The organism is Streptomyces sp. NBC_00669 (assembly GCF_036226785.1).
In the GTDB taxonomy this organism is placed as follows: Bacteria; Actinomycetota; Actinomycetes; order Streptomycetales; family Streptomycetaceae; genus Actinacidiphila.
On sequence record NZ_CP109018.1, the window covers coordinates 4,765,759 to 4,779,073 of the forward strand.

Sequence of the window (13,315 nt, forward strand, 5' to 3'; positions counted from 1 at the left end):
TCAGTCCATCTCCAGGACCCGGGCGTGCAGCACTTGCCGCTGCTGGAGCGCCGCGCGCACGGCGCGGTGCAGCCCGTCCTCCAGATAGAGGTCGCCCTGCCACTTCACGACGTGTGCGAACAGGTCCCCGTAGAAGGTGGAGTCCTCCGCCAGGAGTGTCTCCAGGTCGAGCTGTCCCTTGGTGGTCACCAACTGGTCCAGTCGCACGGGACGCGGGGCGACGTCCGCCCACTCGCGCGTGCTGACCCGGCCGTGGTCCGGGTACGGCTTCCCGTTTCCGATGCGCTTGAAGATCACACGGAAAGCCTACCGGCCCGGCTTGTCCGGGCGCAGCCACGCCGCAGGGATGGCACGGGACCGAAAGGCCCATAGCCGTACGAAAGGTCGCCGGACCTGGTTCCGCCGACCGGGTGAGGGCTGCCGCGCCCGGGGGCGCGGCAGCCATTTATTTTTCGAGTAAAACACTTGGTAAGCTTGTTGGATGAACGGCGCTACCCCCACCCCCCGCTCGCACCGGCCGCGCAGGCTCCCCACCGCCGGTGTGCTGCGCCTGGGCAGGACGTCGGACATCTGGTTCAAGCCCGCCACCAGCGCGGTGATCGCCTCGGCGATCCCCAACGTCATCCTGCTCTGCCTGGGCCGGCTGGATCTGGCGATGTACACGATGGCCGGCTCGCTCTGCGCCACCTACGCGCACAACCGGCCGTATGCCGGCCGCGCCAGGACGCTGATCGGCGTCGTCCTCGGCATGGTCGGCGGCCTCGCGGTCGCCCTCGTCGTCGCCTCGCTCACCGGCAGCGTCATGGTGCTGATCACCGTCGGCGCGCTGCTCGCCGCGCTGCAGAAGCTGCTCTGCGATGCCACCAGGATCGGCCCGCCCGCCCATGTGATCTTCGCGTTCATCAGTTCGGCGGCCCTGTTCGCGCCCCAGACCCTCGGCCAGGTCCCCGGCCACATCGCCCTCGCCCTGGCATCGGCGGCCCTCGCCTACCTGGTGAGCATGGCCCCCGGGCTGGTCCGGCCGCAGGGCCCCGAGCGCCGCGCGGTACGCGGCGCGCTCCGGGCGGCGGCACGGTACGCGGGGCTCCCGGCCGGCGACCCGCAGGCGGGGCCGGCCCGCGCGAACGCGGCCGCCGCCATCCAGACCGGCTGGCAGAACCTGATGGTCAGCGGTCGGCGCACCGAGGACCGGCGGGCCCTGGAACGCCTGCTGATCCGCGCCGAGGTCGCGCTTTCCGCTCCCACCCCCGCCGACCCCGCCCTCCTCAGCGGCTGGGCCGCGCGGCTGCGCGGCACCGGCCCCGTCCCGCGCCCGGCCGGTCCGGTCGACGACACCGAACTCCTCGGCATCGAGACCGAGCTCGCCGCCGCCGCGCCCTCCCTCTGGCAGCGGCTGCGGCCGGGCGGTGTGCTCTTCCCGGTCGCCGTCCGCACCTTCCTCGGCTGCGCGCTGGCCGGCTACGCCTCCTTCGGCCTCGGCGTCGGACGCCCCTACTGGGCCATCGTCACCGCCGCCGCCGTCTCCCAGGCGAACGTCACCCAGTCCTGGCGCCGCAGCATCCAGCGGGTCGTCGGCAACCTGATCGGGGTCCTGGTCTTCGCCGCCGTGGTCCCGCTCACCCACACCGGCGCGACCGCCCTGGTGCTGGTCGCCCTGGCGTTCAACTTCGGCGCCGAGGCCCTCATGCCCCGCAACTACTGGCTGGGCAGCATCTGCGTGACGCCGATGGCGCTGCTGGTCGTCGAGTTCGCCGGGCGCCGGCCGGTCGGTGAGCTCCTCACCGACCGGGTCCTCGACACCCTGGTCGGCGCCGTCGTCGGGGTGCTGGTCGGCATGGCGGTGGTCACCCGCCGCCCCGGCCACCAGCTGCGGACGGCGCTGGCCGGCGCCCGTACCGCGCAGCGGCAGGCACGGTCCGCACTCGCCGCCCCGGCGCGAGGGACCCTGGAGGCCGATGGGCGGAGGCTGGCCTTCGCCCTGATCGAGCTGCGCCAGGCCAGGGACATCGCGGCCGGCGAGTGGTGGCAGTCCCCGCTGCCCGAGCAGGAGGTGCTGGACGTGGAGCGGGACGGACACCGTACGCTCGCCGAGACGGTACGCGCGCAGGGGCTGGTGCAGGGGCTGGAGGCCGGCGGCACCGCGACCGGTACCGGAGGGAGTGCGGCGGCATGACGGCAGCGAGCGAGGGCGGGCCGGCCGACGACACCGTGGCCGTGGTGGTCCGCCAGTGGCAGACCGTCCGCCCCGACCTGGACACCGCCCCGATGGAGGTCATCGGCCGGATCAACCGCTGCGCCGCGCTCCTCCAGCAGGCCGAGGACGCCCCGCTGCGCCGGGTCGGCCTGACCCGGGCCGAGTTCGACCTGCTCAGCACCCTGCGGCGGACCGGGCGCGAACTGACCCCCGGCGAGCTGGCCCGGGAGACCTTCTCCTCGGGCGCGGCCGTGACCAAGCGGCTGAAGCTGCTCGGCGAGCGCGGCTGGGTGGAGCGCCGCAGCGACACCAGGGACCGCAGGGTCGCCCGGGTACGGCTCACCCGCAGCGGCGGCGAGCTGATCGACTCGGTCGTGCCCGACCAGCTGCGCTACGAGCGGGTCGCGCTCTCCGGCCTCCCGGACGGCGACCAGCGGCAGGTCGCCGCGCTCCTCGCCGAACTGCTGGTCCAGCTGGAGGGACGGCTCGGGGTGCCCCCGGGCTGACCCGGGCGGCTCCGGGCCCGATGACGACTCCGGCTCAGGCCCCGGCCGTCAGAGTCCCGGTCGTCGGAGTCCGGGCCGTCAGAGTCCGGGCCGTCAGAGTCCCGGTCGTCGGAGTCCGGGCCGTCAGAGTCCCGGTCGTCAGAGTCCGGGCCGGTACCGCAGCGGATGGTCGGCCGGGACCTCCACCAGGACGATGCGATGGCCGTCGGGGTCGGTGATCCACATCTCGATCAGCCCCCAGGGCTCCTGGCGCGGCTCCCGCACGATCTCGGCGCCCCGGGCCCGCAGCTCGCGGTGGGCGGCCTCGACGTCGGGAACCTGGAGCCAGAGGCGCAGGGTGTCGGCGGGGGCGGCGTCGCAGCGCCCGGACACCTCCAGGAAGCCGCCGCCGAGGAAGTAGACCGTGCCCCGCTCGGGGCCCTCGCCGAACTCCCGGTACACCTCCAGGCCCAGGACGTCGCCGTAGAAGCGGCGGGAGCGGTCCGGGTCGGCGGGCCGCAGAAGGGTCCGGCTGCTGAGTACATGCACCATGCCGCCACCCTAGAGACCGGTACGCCGGAGAGCCGTACGCAGCGGGCGTCCGCGAGGACCCGTGTGCCGAGGGCACCGCGCCGGGCCCCGCTCCGTACGCACCCCCTTGAATCGCCGATCCGGCGACCTGCGGGCAGGGTGGAGCTACGACCCGACCCGGAGGAGGGACGCCGATGCAGCCCGACGTTCCGGGGCCCGGCAGCGCGGTGTGGCAGATGCTGCTGGACGGCACGCAGGCGGGTGTGGCGCTGCTCGACCCCGATCTGCGGTACCTGTACGTGAACCCGGCGCTGGCGCGGATGAACGGGGTGGAGGTCGACGCGCACGTCGGGCGGCGGATCGTCGAGGTGGTGCCCGGGGTCGACGTCGACGAGGCGATGATGCGCGCGGTGCTGGCGGACGGCCGGCCGCGCGAGCTGGACTCCAGCGGCCAGACCAGGGCGGGCTCCGCGCACGCCCGGCGGCACTGGCGCGGCAGTTGCCACCGGGTCCTGGACGGCGGGCGGGTGCTGGGCCTGGGCCTGGTGCTGATGGAGGTGAGCGCGGACCGGGAGACGCGGCGGGAGCTGGAACGGGCCAGGGAGCGGCTGCTCGTGCTGGACGCGGCGGCGATGCGGATCGGCTCCACGCTGGAGATGGAGCAGACCTGCGAGGAACTGGCGGACCTGCTGGTCGAGGTGCTCGCGGACATGGCGACGGTGGAGGTGCTGTCCAGCGGGACCCGGGACGGCCGCCGGCCGCCGCCGGACGGCACGGTACGGCTGCGCCGGTCCGCGATGAGCGCCCGCCCCGCACTGCGCGAGGTGGCGCCGAGCTTCGGCGCGCCCGGCACGTACGTCGACTACCAGCCCGGCTCGGCGATCCCGCGCTGCCTGGAGACGGGCCGCCCGATCGTGATGAACCTGCTGCCCGACGAGGAGCTGAGCAGGTCCGCGCCGAACGCCGAGCGGGCCGCGGCCTACCGGGCGGCGGGCATCCACTCCGGGCTGATCGTGCCGCTGGCCGCGCGCGGTCGGCAGATCGGCACGGTGACGATGATCAGGGCCGGGTCGTCGCCCGGTTTCGACGACGAGGACGTGGCCGTCGCCCGCGCGCTCGCCGAGCGGGCCGCGATCAGCCTGGACAACGCCCGCCGCTACACCCGGGAGCACGGCATCGCGGTGGAGCTGCAGCGCGCGCTGCTGGCCGCGCCGAGCACGCCCAACCCTCGGGTCGACGTCGCCACCCGTTACCTTCCGGCGGGCGCCAACGACCTCGTCGGCGGCGACTGGTTCGACACCCTGGCGCTGCCCGGCGGGCTGACGCTGCTGGCGATGGGCGACGTGATGGGCCACGGGGTCGGCGCGGCGGTCGAGATGAGCCACTACCGGTCCATGCTGCGGGTCGGCGCCGGCGAGGGGGACGCGCCGGACCGGGTGCTGAGCCGGATCGACCGGCTGCTGGCGGCTGGGGGCGCGGAGCGGCCCGCGACCTGCCTGCTGGGGATCGCCGATCCGCTGCGCGGCGCCGCGTGGTTCGCGAGCGCCGGCCACCTGCCGCCCGCGGTGATCGCCCCCGACGGCAGCGTGACGCTGCTGGACGTGCCGCCCGGCCCGCCGCTGGGCGCGGACCTCGGCGGGGAGTACGACACGGTGTACGCGCCCTGGCCGCCCGGGCACACGCTGCTGCTGTACACCGACGGGCTGGTGGAGCGGCGCGGCGAGGACATCGACGTGTCGCTGGGCCGGCTGGCGGGATTGCGGCTGCCGCACGCGGGGGACTCCCCGACGCAGCCAGGGGGAGGGTCGTTGGACGCGCTGCTGGCGCGGGTGGTGCACCGGCTCGCGCCGGCCGTGGCCGAGGACGACGTGGCGGTGCTGGCCGCGCGGGCGGTGCCGGGACACGGGCCGAGGGCGGAGAGGTCGTAAGGCCCGTCTTCCTGGAGGCCACCCCTTACCGCGCGGCCGGGTGGGCTTGTTAGCCTCGAAGGTGCACACCGTTGGTGCCCGGCGACCCCGAGTCGAGGCGTATCGAGGAGTGGACGCATGACCGAACGCAAGCCGCCAGGAGTCTCCTTCGAGACCTGGGCCGACCGGCAGATCCGCGAGGCGGAGGAGCGCGGCGACTTCGCGAACCTGCCCGGCCGCGGGAAGCCGCTCGCCTCGCTGAACACCCCCTACGACGAACTGTGGTGGGTCAAGGGCAAGATGCAGCGCGAGGGACTGTCCTTCCTGCCGCCGTCGCTGGTGCTGCGCAAGGAGGCCGAGGACGCGGTCGCCGCCGTCGCCGAGGCGCGCTCGGAGCGGCGGGTGCGGCAGATCATCGCGGCCGTCAACGAGAAGATCGAGGCCGCGATCCGCCGCCCGCCGCAGGGACCGCCGCTGAACCTGCGCCCGTTCGACGTCGAGCAGGTCGTGGCCGAGTGGCGCGAGCGCCGCGCGGGCAACGGGGGCACCGGTGACGGCGGCGCGGGCGACAGGGGTACGGGCGACAGGGGTATGGGCGACGGGCGGGGGCCCGCGGACTGAGCCCGGCGGACGGGGTGTTCCGGCTGCCCGTACCGCCCTGATAGGCATGGCCCGTGCGATTCGACGCGGTACCCAAACCGCCGCCCGTCGAGGCCAGACCGCGGGACGAGCGCGGCTATCCCGTGCCCGCGATCACCCCGTGGCAGGACGAGCGGCCGCAGTTCGCGCTCACCGACCACGAGCGCAGCGCCGACTGTGCCCGGCAGCGGCTGTGTTCGGTGTGCGGCACCCGCATGCCGCGCGGCACCGTATGGCGGGTGGTGGGCGCCGCCGAGGCCGAGGCGATCGCCGACGCGCGCGCGGCCGGCCGCCCGTACCGCAACCTCGCGCCGACCACCGAGGGCCCCGGGCACCGGGCGTGCATGCTCTACGCCTCGATGGTCTGCCCCTACCTGGCCCGCCCCAACGCCCGCCGCGGCACGGACGCCGAGCGCCCCGACGACATGACGGCGCATGTCGTACGGGGCGCGGTGCGCGGGGTGCTGGGCGCGGTGGTCGGCTTCGCGGAGTACGAGTTCGCGGTCACCGGGGCCCGGACCCTCTTCCGCTTCCTGGACGTGGTGGAGTTCCTGCTGCACGAGACGGCCGACACCCACCTGGCCGCGCTGCGGGCCGAACTGGGCTCGCCGGCCTAGGAGTTCCGGAAGGCCGGCAGTCCCCGGTAGCCGGAGATCCGCTGCGGGGTGCCGGAGCCGTCGGTGCGGACCTCGACGATGCCGTCCGGGGTGCGGGCGGCGATCAGGTCGCCGGTGGGCGCGAACGCCGGCTCGGTGTAGTCCGTGGTGGCGTGCGGGGTGAGGTCCTTGTACGCCGGACCGCTGTCCGTGGACTCCTCCAGGAACAGGTGGTCGTGGCCGTCCACGGAACGGACGAAGGCGATGGCCTCGTCGTCGGCCCGCGACATCGCCGGTTCTGAGCCGTCGGTGAGCGCCGAGCCCTGCTGCCGGAGGTTGTCGTCGCGGATGTAGACCTTGCCGCTGTCGGCGTTGGCGTAGGTCGCGGCGCCGGCCGTGCCCGCGTTCGGCCAGACGTTGCCGGTGGTCGGCAGCGGGTCGGGGTGCTCGCCGGCCATCTGGTTGAGGCTGATCGGCCGCGGGGTGCCGCCGGTGGCGGGGACGCTCTCCAGCTTCGTGGTGGAGCCCGACCGCACGGCGAACATCAGGTTGTCCAGCGCGGGCATGCCGTCGGCGGGGTCCGCCTTGCGGGTCTGCCAGGTCGGGTGCGACCAGGTCTGCCCGCCGGGGTTCTTCGCCGCGATCACCCGGCCGGTGCCGTCGGGGTTGCTCACCGCGAGGTCGCCGTCGCCGTCCACGAACGCGGCCCGGCGGCCGTCCGGGGACCAGGCGAGGTCGCGCACCAGGGTGCCGAAGTCGACGCGGGTGCCGTTCATGACGACGTAGCGGCTGCCGTCGCTGATGGTCAGGCCGTTGTGCGCGGTGCCGTTGAGCGGCGAGTCGGAGGTGACCGGCTTCGCGGTGACGGTCGGGTTCCCGGTTCCGCCGCTTCCGCTGCCGGTGGTCGCGGGCGGGGTGGTGCCGTCCGCGGTGGGGTCGTCGGGGCCGCATCCCGTCAGCAGCAGGGCGGCGCCCGCGGTGAGGCCCGCGGTCAGGGCGACGGCGGTGGCGGTACGGCGGCTACGGCCGCGGCTGCGGCGAGTGGACGCGGGCATCTCGGTTCCCCCATGAACGATGAGACGGTGCGGCGGTGGTGTGCGAACCGCTGTGAGGGCAGCGTGACAAGCCAACGTCGCCGCGCTGTGCGGTAGTTGTCACGGCCCGGCAACACCGCGGCGCGCCGTGCCCCTCCCGTCCCGCGGGTCGCCGGGGCCCCTCCGCTGTCACCGCCGGCCTTCACCGCTCACCGCCGCGCGGCCGGATGCGGCCGGACGGGTGCGACGCTCCACCTGAGCGGGTGAACGCGGTGGACGGGGGCTGACGGTGGGCGTCCCGGGCGTGCCCTGCGGGCGGGCTCGGACGTTGTACCGGCCATGAACGTATTCCGCATCCTCACCACCGCCGCGGCCGGCTCCTTCGTGCTCGCTGCCGCCTCGGCGCCCGTCGTACAGGCCGCCGACCTCAGCTCCACCCTCTCGAGCACCGCGGTGACCGCCTCCGACACCGGAGTGCAGGCCGGCAGCGTCGCCGGCGGGGTGGTCCAGCAGTCCGGGGTCGGCCCGAAGGTCGCCGCCGTGCAGAAGGCCGTCAAGGCCGGGTCCGACGCGGTGAGCGCGGGCAACCAGCTGGTCAACGGCTGACCGTCGCCCGCAGCTCCGCCCGGGTGGCAGCTCCGCCCGGGTGGCACCGCCACCTCACCGCGTACCTCGTACGATCCGCGAGGAAAGGGGCGCCCCCTCCGGGGCGCCCCTTTGCGTGGCCGCTCAGCCGCGCAGGCTGCCGACCGGGACCGTGAAGTGGGCCGCGCTGCCCAGCACCTCCTCGTCGGCGGCGAACGCGCGCAGCTCCTCCTCCGTGACCTCGGTGCCCGGGACCGCCTCGGGCCACGGGCGGCTGGCCAGGATCACGTAGACCGACGTGCGGGCGCGGGCCGCGGCCGTCCACTGCTCCGGCACCGGGCAGGTCACCTTCAGGTAAGGCATCGTCAGCACCGCCTTGCCGCCCTCCACGAGCAGCCCCACCTTCACCTTCGGAGCCTGCGCGATGTCCAGGATCGCGCCGCCCACCGGCAACCCGATCTCCTCGGCCGCCTCGAGCACTGCCTCCTGCCCGGCTGCCGGGCCGTCCACCCCGTCGCCGAGGGAGTAGGCCAGCAGGAACGGGGTGTCCTGGCCGTCCTCGTGGCTGCCGGCCCACGGGATCACCACGAGGGTGCCCAGCCGGCTCTGGAGTGACGACGCGGACGCGGTATTGGTCTGGCTCATGGGCCGGACCCTAACGGGCTACCGGCCCCGCACCCTGCCGATGTCACCTCAGCGGGGGACCCCCGGGCACAGGATTCGCCCGTTCGTGGAGCGGTCCGCCCCGGGCGCGCACCCCAACGGAGTATCCCGGCCGGGTGGTGGGCGAATCGCCGAACCCCCCGCGTTCGCAGTCGACTTGCGCCGGTGTCGGGTCGTGGGCCCCGAGGCCGCGAGGACGCTTCGGTTGCGGGAGCAGGTGCCGCTTTCCACGGTGGTCGAGGTAGCAGACTTGCCCCCACGAAGGGAAAACGTTCCATGCACAGCCACCGCACCACTGGTCTGGTCGTCTCCGCCGCGCTCGTGGCCGCTCTTGCGGGCGGCGCCGTCGGCACCGCCTCCGCCGAGACCCCGCACCACCACGCCGCCGCCCAGCCCACGGCACCCAAGGCGCAGGCCGACGCGGCCGCGGTGCTCGCCCAGGCCAAGACGCTCGGCAACCTGGGCGGCGTGCTCGCCCCGGTCACGACGCTGGTCCAGGACGCGCTCGCCACGCCGGTCTCGAAGGACAAGGTGGCCTCGGACGCGACCGCCGCGACGGCCGCGATCACCGCGGCGAAGAAGGCCCTCCCGGCGACCCCGGCCGCTCCGGCGACCCCCAACGCCCCGGCCGCGCCCAACGCCCCCGCGGCGCCCAACGCTCCCGCCGTGCCCAACGGTTCGGCCGCCGCCACCCGGGCGGTGCACCCGCGGGCCGCAGCCGATGTGCAGGCCGACGCCCTGGCCGCTCTCCAGACCGCCGTGGACTCCCTGAGCAAGGCCGTCGCCTCCGGCGACGCGACCGGCGCGCTCGCCGCCGGCACCGCGGTCGTCACCGGCCTGGTCAACGTCGCCGTCGCCACCGTGCTCGGCGGCGGCCTGCCCGCGCCCAACCTGCCGGGGCTGCCGGCCCTCCCCTCGCTGCCGTCCACTCCCACACTCCCCACCACCCCGACCCTGTGACCCCACGCCCGGCCCTCCCGCCGCGCTGACCGCGGACACCCGGCCCGCCGTCCGTCCTCGTCAAAAGGAACGGGCCGCGGGCCGCGTGTGTGCCCGCCCCGCGTCAATTCACCTCCTCGGCGTATTACGCGGGCGGCGCGCCCCAATTCCCGCGCCGGCCGCGCTTCCAAACCGAGGAACCCTCACCGATTCGGCCCAACCTGCGTGACCATTACCGGTCCCCGGCCGTTGCCCAAGGCGTCAATAGCCGCAGCGTTGCGGCAATTCTCATCTCGTATGACGTCTCAGGGAGATCTTGATGTCGCGTATCGCGAAGGCCGCGGCCCTCACCGCCGCCGCAGGTGCCGCGCTGGCCGCTGGTGCGGGTGTGGCTTCGGCCGACGCCGGTGCCGGAGCCGCTGCGGTCGGTTCGCCGGGTGTCGTGTCCGGCAACGTCGTCCAGGTGCCCGTGCACGTTCCGGTCAACATCTGCGGCAACACCGTGGACGTCATCGGCCTGCTCAACCCGACGTTCGGCAACCAGTGCGAGAACGACTCCTCGCACGGTGACAGCAACGGGGGCAACGGCGGCGGCCAGTACTGAGTTCCTCGCACCGCCGTACGGCCTCCGCCTCCGCACGAGGCGGGGGCCGTACGCGTGACGCGGCAGGTGCGGCAGGTGCGGCCAGGGGCACGCATGGCGCACCCCAGGCCGTCACTCGTAGGTGTAGTACTTGCGGTGGTCCAGTACCACCGACGGCTTCACGTTGAACGGGGGCATCGGCTCGGTGAGGCTGATCACCCGGCCGTGCTCGGGGTCGCCGGCGCTCAGCGGCTTGGCCGGCAGGAAGCCGGACTTCGGGTGCAGCCGCTGCCAGCGGGTCCAGATCAGGTCGATGAAGGCGTGGTGCAGCCAGAAGATCGGGTCGTTCGGCGAGGACCCGCCGGTCATGTGCCCGCCGACCCACTGGTGCACCCGGTTGTGCAGGTAGCCGCCCTTGGCGTCGCTGACCACCCACCCCTCCATCTTGTTGCGCAGCCCCTTCGTGCTCGGCGCGGAGTTCCACGGCGCGGTGTCGTAGGTCGCGATCTTCAGCGCGTCATCGACCTCGGCGGCGGTCGGCAGCACGATCGGCCGGTCCGGGCGGCCCATGTCGCGGGTCAGGTACTTCTCCCGCGTGACACCGAAGGTGATCGGCCAGTTGCCGCCCTGGTAGGCGAACGGGCCGGTCATCACCTGCCCGTCGCTGGAGCGGCCGTTGCCGCCCATGAAGTCCGCTTCCCACAGCGCCGACGTCTCGGAGCGGTCCACGGTCCAGTCCCAGTACGGGATGGTGACGTCGGGGTCGATCATCCGCAGTTCGTGCTCGAAGACCAGCAGGAACTGCCGGTGCCAGGGGAAGAACGTCGGGGCCATGTGCGCCACCCGCAGCCCGGTCTCGCCGTCCGCGCTGAAGTACTGCATGTGCAGTTTGACGTACTTGTCGTACCCGCCGTTCCGCTTGAGTTGCAGCACGGCCTGCACGAAGCGCGAGCGCTGGTCGCTGGTCAGATTCCGCTGGTTCATCCGGGTGTACACAGGTGCGGTCCCTCGACGCTCGGCGGGTCAGTGATGGTGCGCGGCGGCCGCATCGGCCAGCTCGGCGCTCCCGATGACGTCGACCGCGCCCCGGGCGGTGGCCAGCGGCGTCGGATACGGCTGGAAGTGGTTGGCCATGCTGACGAAGCTGCCGTCGTACCGGCGCATGGCGCCGAGCGGACGCCCGTCGATCAGCAGCAGCAGGCCGCTGGGATCGCCCGAGGGGAAGCCCTGGATGCGGCGGCCGCGGTAGACCTCGTCGAACAGCGGCGAAGCCACCTCGTCCAGCAGGGAGTCCGATCCGTCGCCGTCCGCCCCCGGTCCGCCGCCCTTCCCGTCCTGCCCGCCTGCCCCCTGCGCGGCGGCGCGCGAGGTCGGCTGCCCGGCGGCGAGCATCGGACGCAGCCCGGCCGCGGTGCCCGACACGGCGGCCGCGGCGATCAGCCCGGTCCTGAGCACTCTTCTGCGTGACGGCATGCCCGGCTCCTCTCGTCGGCACTCGGCCGCGGCTCATCTTGCCCCGTGCGGCCGGGAATCCCGGGATCGCGGCCGGTGGTCGGCAACGACGATCCGGAAATTCACCTGACCGGGTGATATCACCAGCGGCTCCCGGCCGCTATTGACGGGTGAGAGGATTCCTTTGTGGGCAAGGGAGTTCGGGGAGGAGGGCGAGAGAACAGGCCCGCCCGAAGTCCGCGGCACGGTCACGACCGAGCTGTCGAATCCGCGCGCGCCATTTATTCGTACGTTATGACTGACGGTCAGGCGGCGCGTCCGGCGCGCCTTTGCCGTCGAACGAGGAGTGGCCATGGCCGAGCGACACCACTGGTGGGTGCGGGGGAGCGTCGCGGCGGCCACGGCCGCGGTGCTGCTGTCCGGGGTGGCGGCGACCGCGCTCGGCGACGACTCCGCCGGGCGGCTGCTCGGTCTGCCCGCCTACGGGAACCCGGTGGCGGTCCCCCTGCCGTCCGCGGGCACGGCGACCCGCACCCCTTCCGTCCCGCCGAGCGCACCCGCGGCCTCGGCCGACGGGCTGCCGCCGATGGGCGCCTTCACCGACTCCGGCAGCAAGGGCGTCCAGAGCCTCGGCGGGCTGGAGAAGTGGCTCGGCGGCACCCAGGTGAACGTCGGCCACACCTACCTGCCGGGCGACAACTGGGACAGCATCGAGGGCGACGACGACCTGCTCCAGCCGTGGGCCGCGTGGACCCGGGCCGAGCCCGGCCGGCTGTTCGTGCTCAACGTGCCGATGCAGGCCGACAACGAGGGCCACGTCCCCGACGGCCAGGTGCGCGACCTGATCGAGCAGGGCGCGAGCGGCGCCTTCGACGCGCACTTCACCCAGCTCGCCCGGCGGTTGGTCCGGCTCGGCGTCCCCGACACCGTGATCGTGCTCGGCTGGGAGATGAACGGCACCACCTACACCCACCGCTGCGGCCCGGACCCCACGGGCTGGAAGGCGTACTGGAACCGGGTGGTCACCGCCATGCGCGCCGTGCCCGGCCAGCACTTCCGCTTCGACTTCGCCCCCAACCGCGGCCGGGACGCGATCGCCTGGACCACGTGCTACCCCGGCGACTCCACCGTCGACGTCATCGGCATGGACTCCTACGACCAGCCGCCCGGCACCGACTTCCACGAGCAGGTCACCGAGCCGTACGGCCTCCAGGCCCAGGTCGACTTCGCCGCCGCGCACCGGAAGGCGATCTCCTACCCGGAGTGGGGCCTGTTCAGGAACGGCGACGACGCCGACTACATGAGCCTGATGCTCACCTGGATCATCACCCACCACCCGCTCTACCAGACGATCACCGACTACTGCCCGCACGGCGTCTGGCAGTGCGACCAGAACCCCAACGCGTCGAAGGTGTACCGGGCGCTGCTCTTCGGCCGGAAGATCGCCACCCCCGCGTCCGCGTCCCCCAGCCCGGCCCCCACCCATGGCACCGGTTCCCCCGGCACCGGCACCCCGCCCACGTCCGTGCCCGTCGAGACCTGCGTGCCGATGCCGCTCAGCGAGGTGATGAAGCAGTCCTACGCCAGCGGGCAGGTGTGCGTACGGCTCAAGCCGCGCAGGTCGGCGCCGGCTGCCCCCGCGGCTCCCGCCCCGCCCGCGGCCGCCCCGTCCCCCGGGCCGACCAGCGCGCTGTGAGGGGGTCCGGC

General features: G+C 73.9%; 15 protein-coding genes. 9 read left to right on the forward strand and 6 right to left on the reverse strand.

The annotated features are described in order from the left end of the window. A complete protein-coding gene (locus OG896_RS19825) occupies positions 1 to 297 on the reverse strand; it encodes a type II toxin-antitoxin system VapB family antitoxin (protein WP_328466369.1) in 297 nt (98 codons plus the stop codon). A 184-nt stretch (positions 298 to 481) separates the two neighbouring features. On the opposite strand from OG896_RS19825, the gene OG896_RS19830 reads away from it, so the two are divergent. Together OG896_RS19830 and OG896_RS19835 are read left to right on the forward strand one after the other, a co-directional pair. After that, positions 482 to 2,173: an FUSC family protein gene (locus tag OG896_RS19830; RefSeq protein WP_329367237.1), complete on the forward strand. Its 1,692-nt coding sequence runs from the start codon at positions 482 to 484 to the stop codon at positions 2,171 to 2,173. Then, on the forward strand, positions 2,170 to 2,700 hold the full coding sequence (locus OG896_RS19835; protein ID WP_329367239.1) for a MarR family winged helix-turn-helix transcriptional regulator: 531 nt from the start codon (positions 2,170 to 2,172) through the stop codon (positions 2,698 to 2,700). Before OG896_RS19830 ends, OG896_RS19835 begins: the two co-directional genes overlap by 4 nt. A 138-nt stretch (positions 2,701 to 2,838) precedes the next feature. Here the strand turns inward: OG896_RS19835 and OG896_RS19840 are convergent, their stop codons facing one another. Then, complete coding sequence (locus tag OG896_RS19840; protein WP_328466366.1) at positions 2,839 to 3,231, reverse strand: VOC family protein; 393 nt, start codon at positions 3,229 to 3,231, stop codon at positions 2,839 to 2,841. Between the two features lie 173 nt (positions 3,232 to 3,404). On the opposite strand from OG896_RS19840, the gene OG896_RS19845 reads away from it, so the two are divergent. From OG896_RS19845 to OG896_RS19855, 3 genes are all read left to right on the forward strand, one after another. Next, complete coding sequence (locus OG896_RS19845) at positions 3,405 to 5,138, forward strand: SpoIIE family protein phosphatase (RefSeq protein ID WP_329367241.1); 1,734 nt, start codon at positions 3,405 to 3,407, stop codon at positions 5,136 to 5,138. Between the two features lie 117 nt (positions 5,139 to 5,255). Next, positions 5,256 to 5,738, forward strand: coding sequence for a J-domain-containing protein (locus tag OG896_RS19850; protein WP_329367243.1), 483 nt, complete (start codon positions 5,256 to 5,258; stop codon positions 5,736 to 5,738). Between the two features lie 53 nt (positions 5,739 to 5,791). Further along, positions 5,792 to 6,373 (forward strand): hypothetical protein, encoded by a 582-nt coding sequence (locus OG896_RS19855; protein WP_329367245.1) that lies wholly within the window; start codon positions 5,792 to 5,794, stop codon positions 6,371 to 6,373. Here OG896_RS19855 and OG896_RS19860 read toward each other — a convergent pair. Then, positions 6,370 to 7,407, reverse strand: coding sequence for a hypothetical protein (locus tag OG896_RS19860; protein WP_329367246.1), 1,038 nt, complete (start codon positions 7,405 to 7,407; stop codon positions 6,370 to 6,372). The two genes, OG896_RS19855 and OG896_RS19860, sit on opposite strands and share 4 nt — an antisense overlap. Positions 7,408 to 7,725: 318 nt before the next feature. Here OG896_RS19860 and OG896_RS19865 point away from each other — a divergent pair, with 318 nt between their 5' ends. Beyond that, positions 7,726 to 7,992, forward strand: a complete 267-nt coding sequence (locus OG896_RS19865) for a hypothetical protein (protein ID WP_329367248.1) — start codon at positions 7,726 to 7,728, stop codon at positions 7,990 to 7,992. A 123-nt stretch (positions 7,993 to 8,115) separates the two neighbouring features. On the opposite strand, the gene OG896_RS19870 is transcribed toward OG896_RS19865, so the two are convergent. Beyond that, positions 8,116 to 8,616 (reverse strand): DUF5949 family protein, encoded by a 501-nt coding sequence (locus tag OG896_RS19870; protein WP_329367250.1) that lies wholly within the window; start codon positions 8,614 to 8,616, stop codon positions 8,116 to 8,118. Between the two features lie 294 nt (positions 8,617 to 8,910). Between OG896_RS19870 and OG896_RS19875 the strand changes: the two genes are divergently transcribed. Together OG896_RS19875 and OG896_RS19880 are read left to right on the forward strand one after the other, a co-directional pair. Beyond that, positions 8,911 to 9,594 (forward strand): hypothetical protein, encoded by a 684-nt coding sequence (locus OG896_RS19875; RefSeq protein WP_329367252.1) that lies wholly within the window; start codon positions 8,911 to 8,913, stop codon positions 9,592 to 9,594. 298 nt (positions 9,595 to 9,892) lie between these two features. Continuing rightward, on the forward strand, positions 9,893 to 10,177 hold the full coding sequence (locus OG896_RS19880) for a chaplin (protein WP_329367254.1): 285 nt from the start codon (positions 9,893 to 9,895) through the stop codon (positions 10,175 to 10,177). 111 nt (positions 10,178 to 10,288) lie between these two features. Here OG896_RS19880 and OG896_RS19885 read toward each other — a convergent pair whose 3' ends face one another. Both OG896_RS19885 and OG896_RS19890 read right to left on the reverse strand, forming a co-directional pair. Next, the gene (locus OG896_RS19885) at positions 10,289 to 11,140 is read right to left on the reverse strand and encodes a tyrosinase family protein (protein ID WP_329367256.1); all 852 of its coding nucleotides are present in this window, start codon (positions 11,138 to 11,140) and stop codon (positions 10,289 to 10,291) included. Between the two features lie 39 nt (positions 11,141 to 11,179). Continuing rightward, complete coding sequence (locus OG896_RS19890) at positions 11,180 to 11,629, reverse strand: tyrosinase family oxidase copper chaperone (protein WP_329367258.1); 450 nt, start codon at positions 11,627 to 11,629, stop codon at positions 11,180 to 11,182. A 331-nt stretch (positions 11,630 to 11,960) separates the two neighbouring features. On the opposite strand from OG896_RS19890, the gene OG896_RS19895 reads away from it, so the two are divergent. Next, positions 11,961 to 13,304, forward strand: coding sequence for a glycoside hydrolase family 26 protein (locus OG896_RS19895; RefSeq protein ID WP_443057099.1), 1,344 nt, complete (start codon positions 11,961 to 11,963; stop codon positions 13,302 to 13,304). The last annotated feature ends 11 nt before the right edge of the window (positions 13,305 to 13,315 follow it).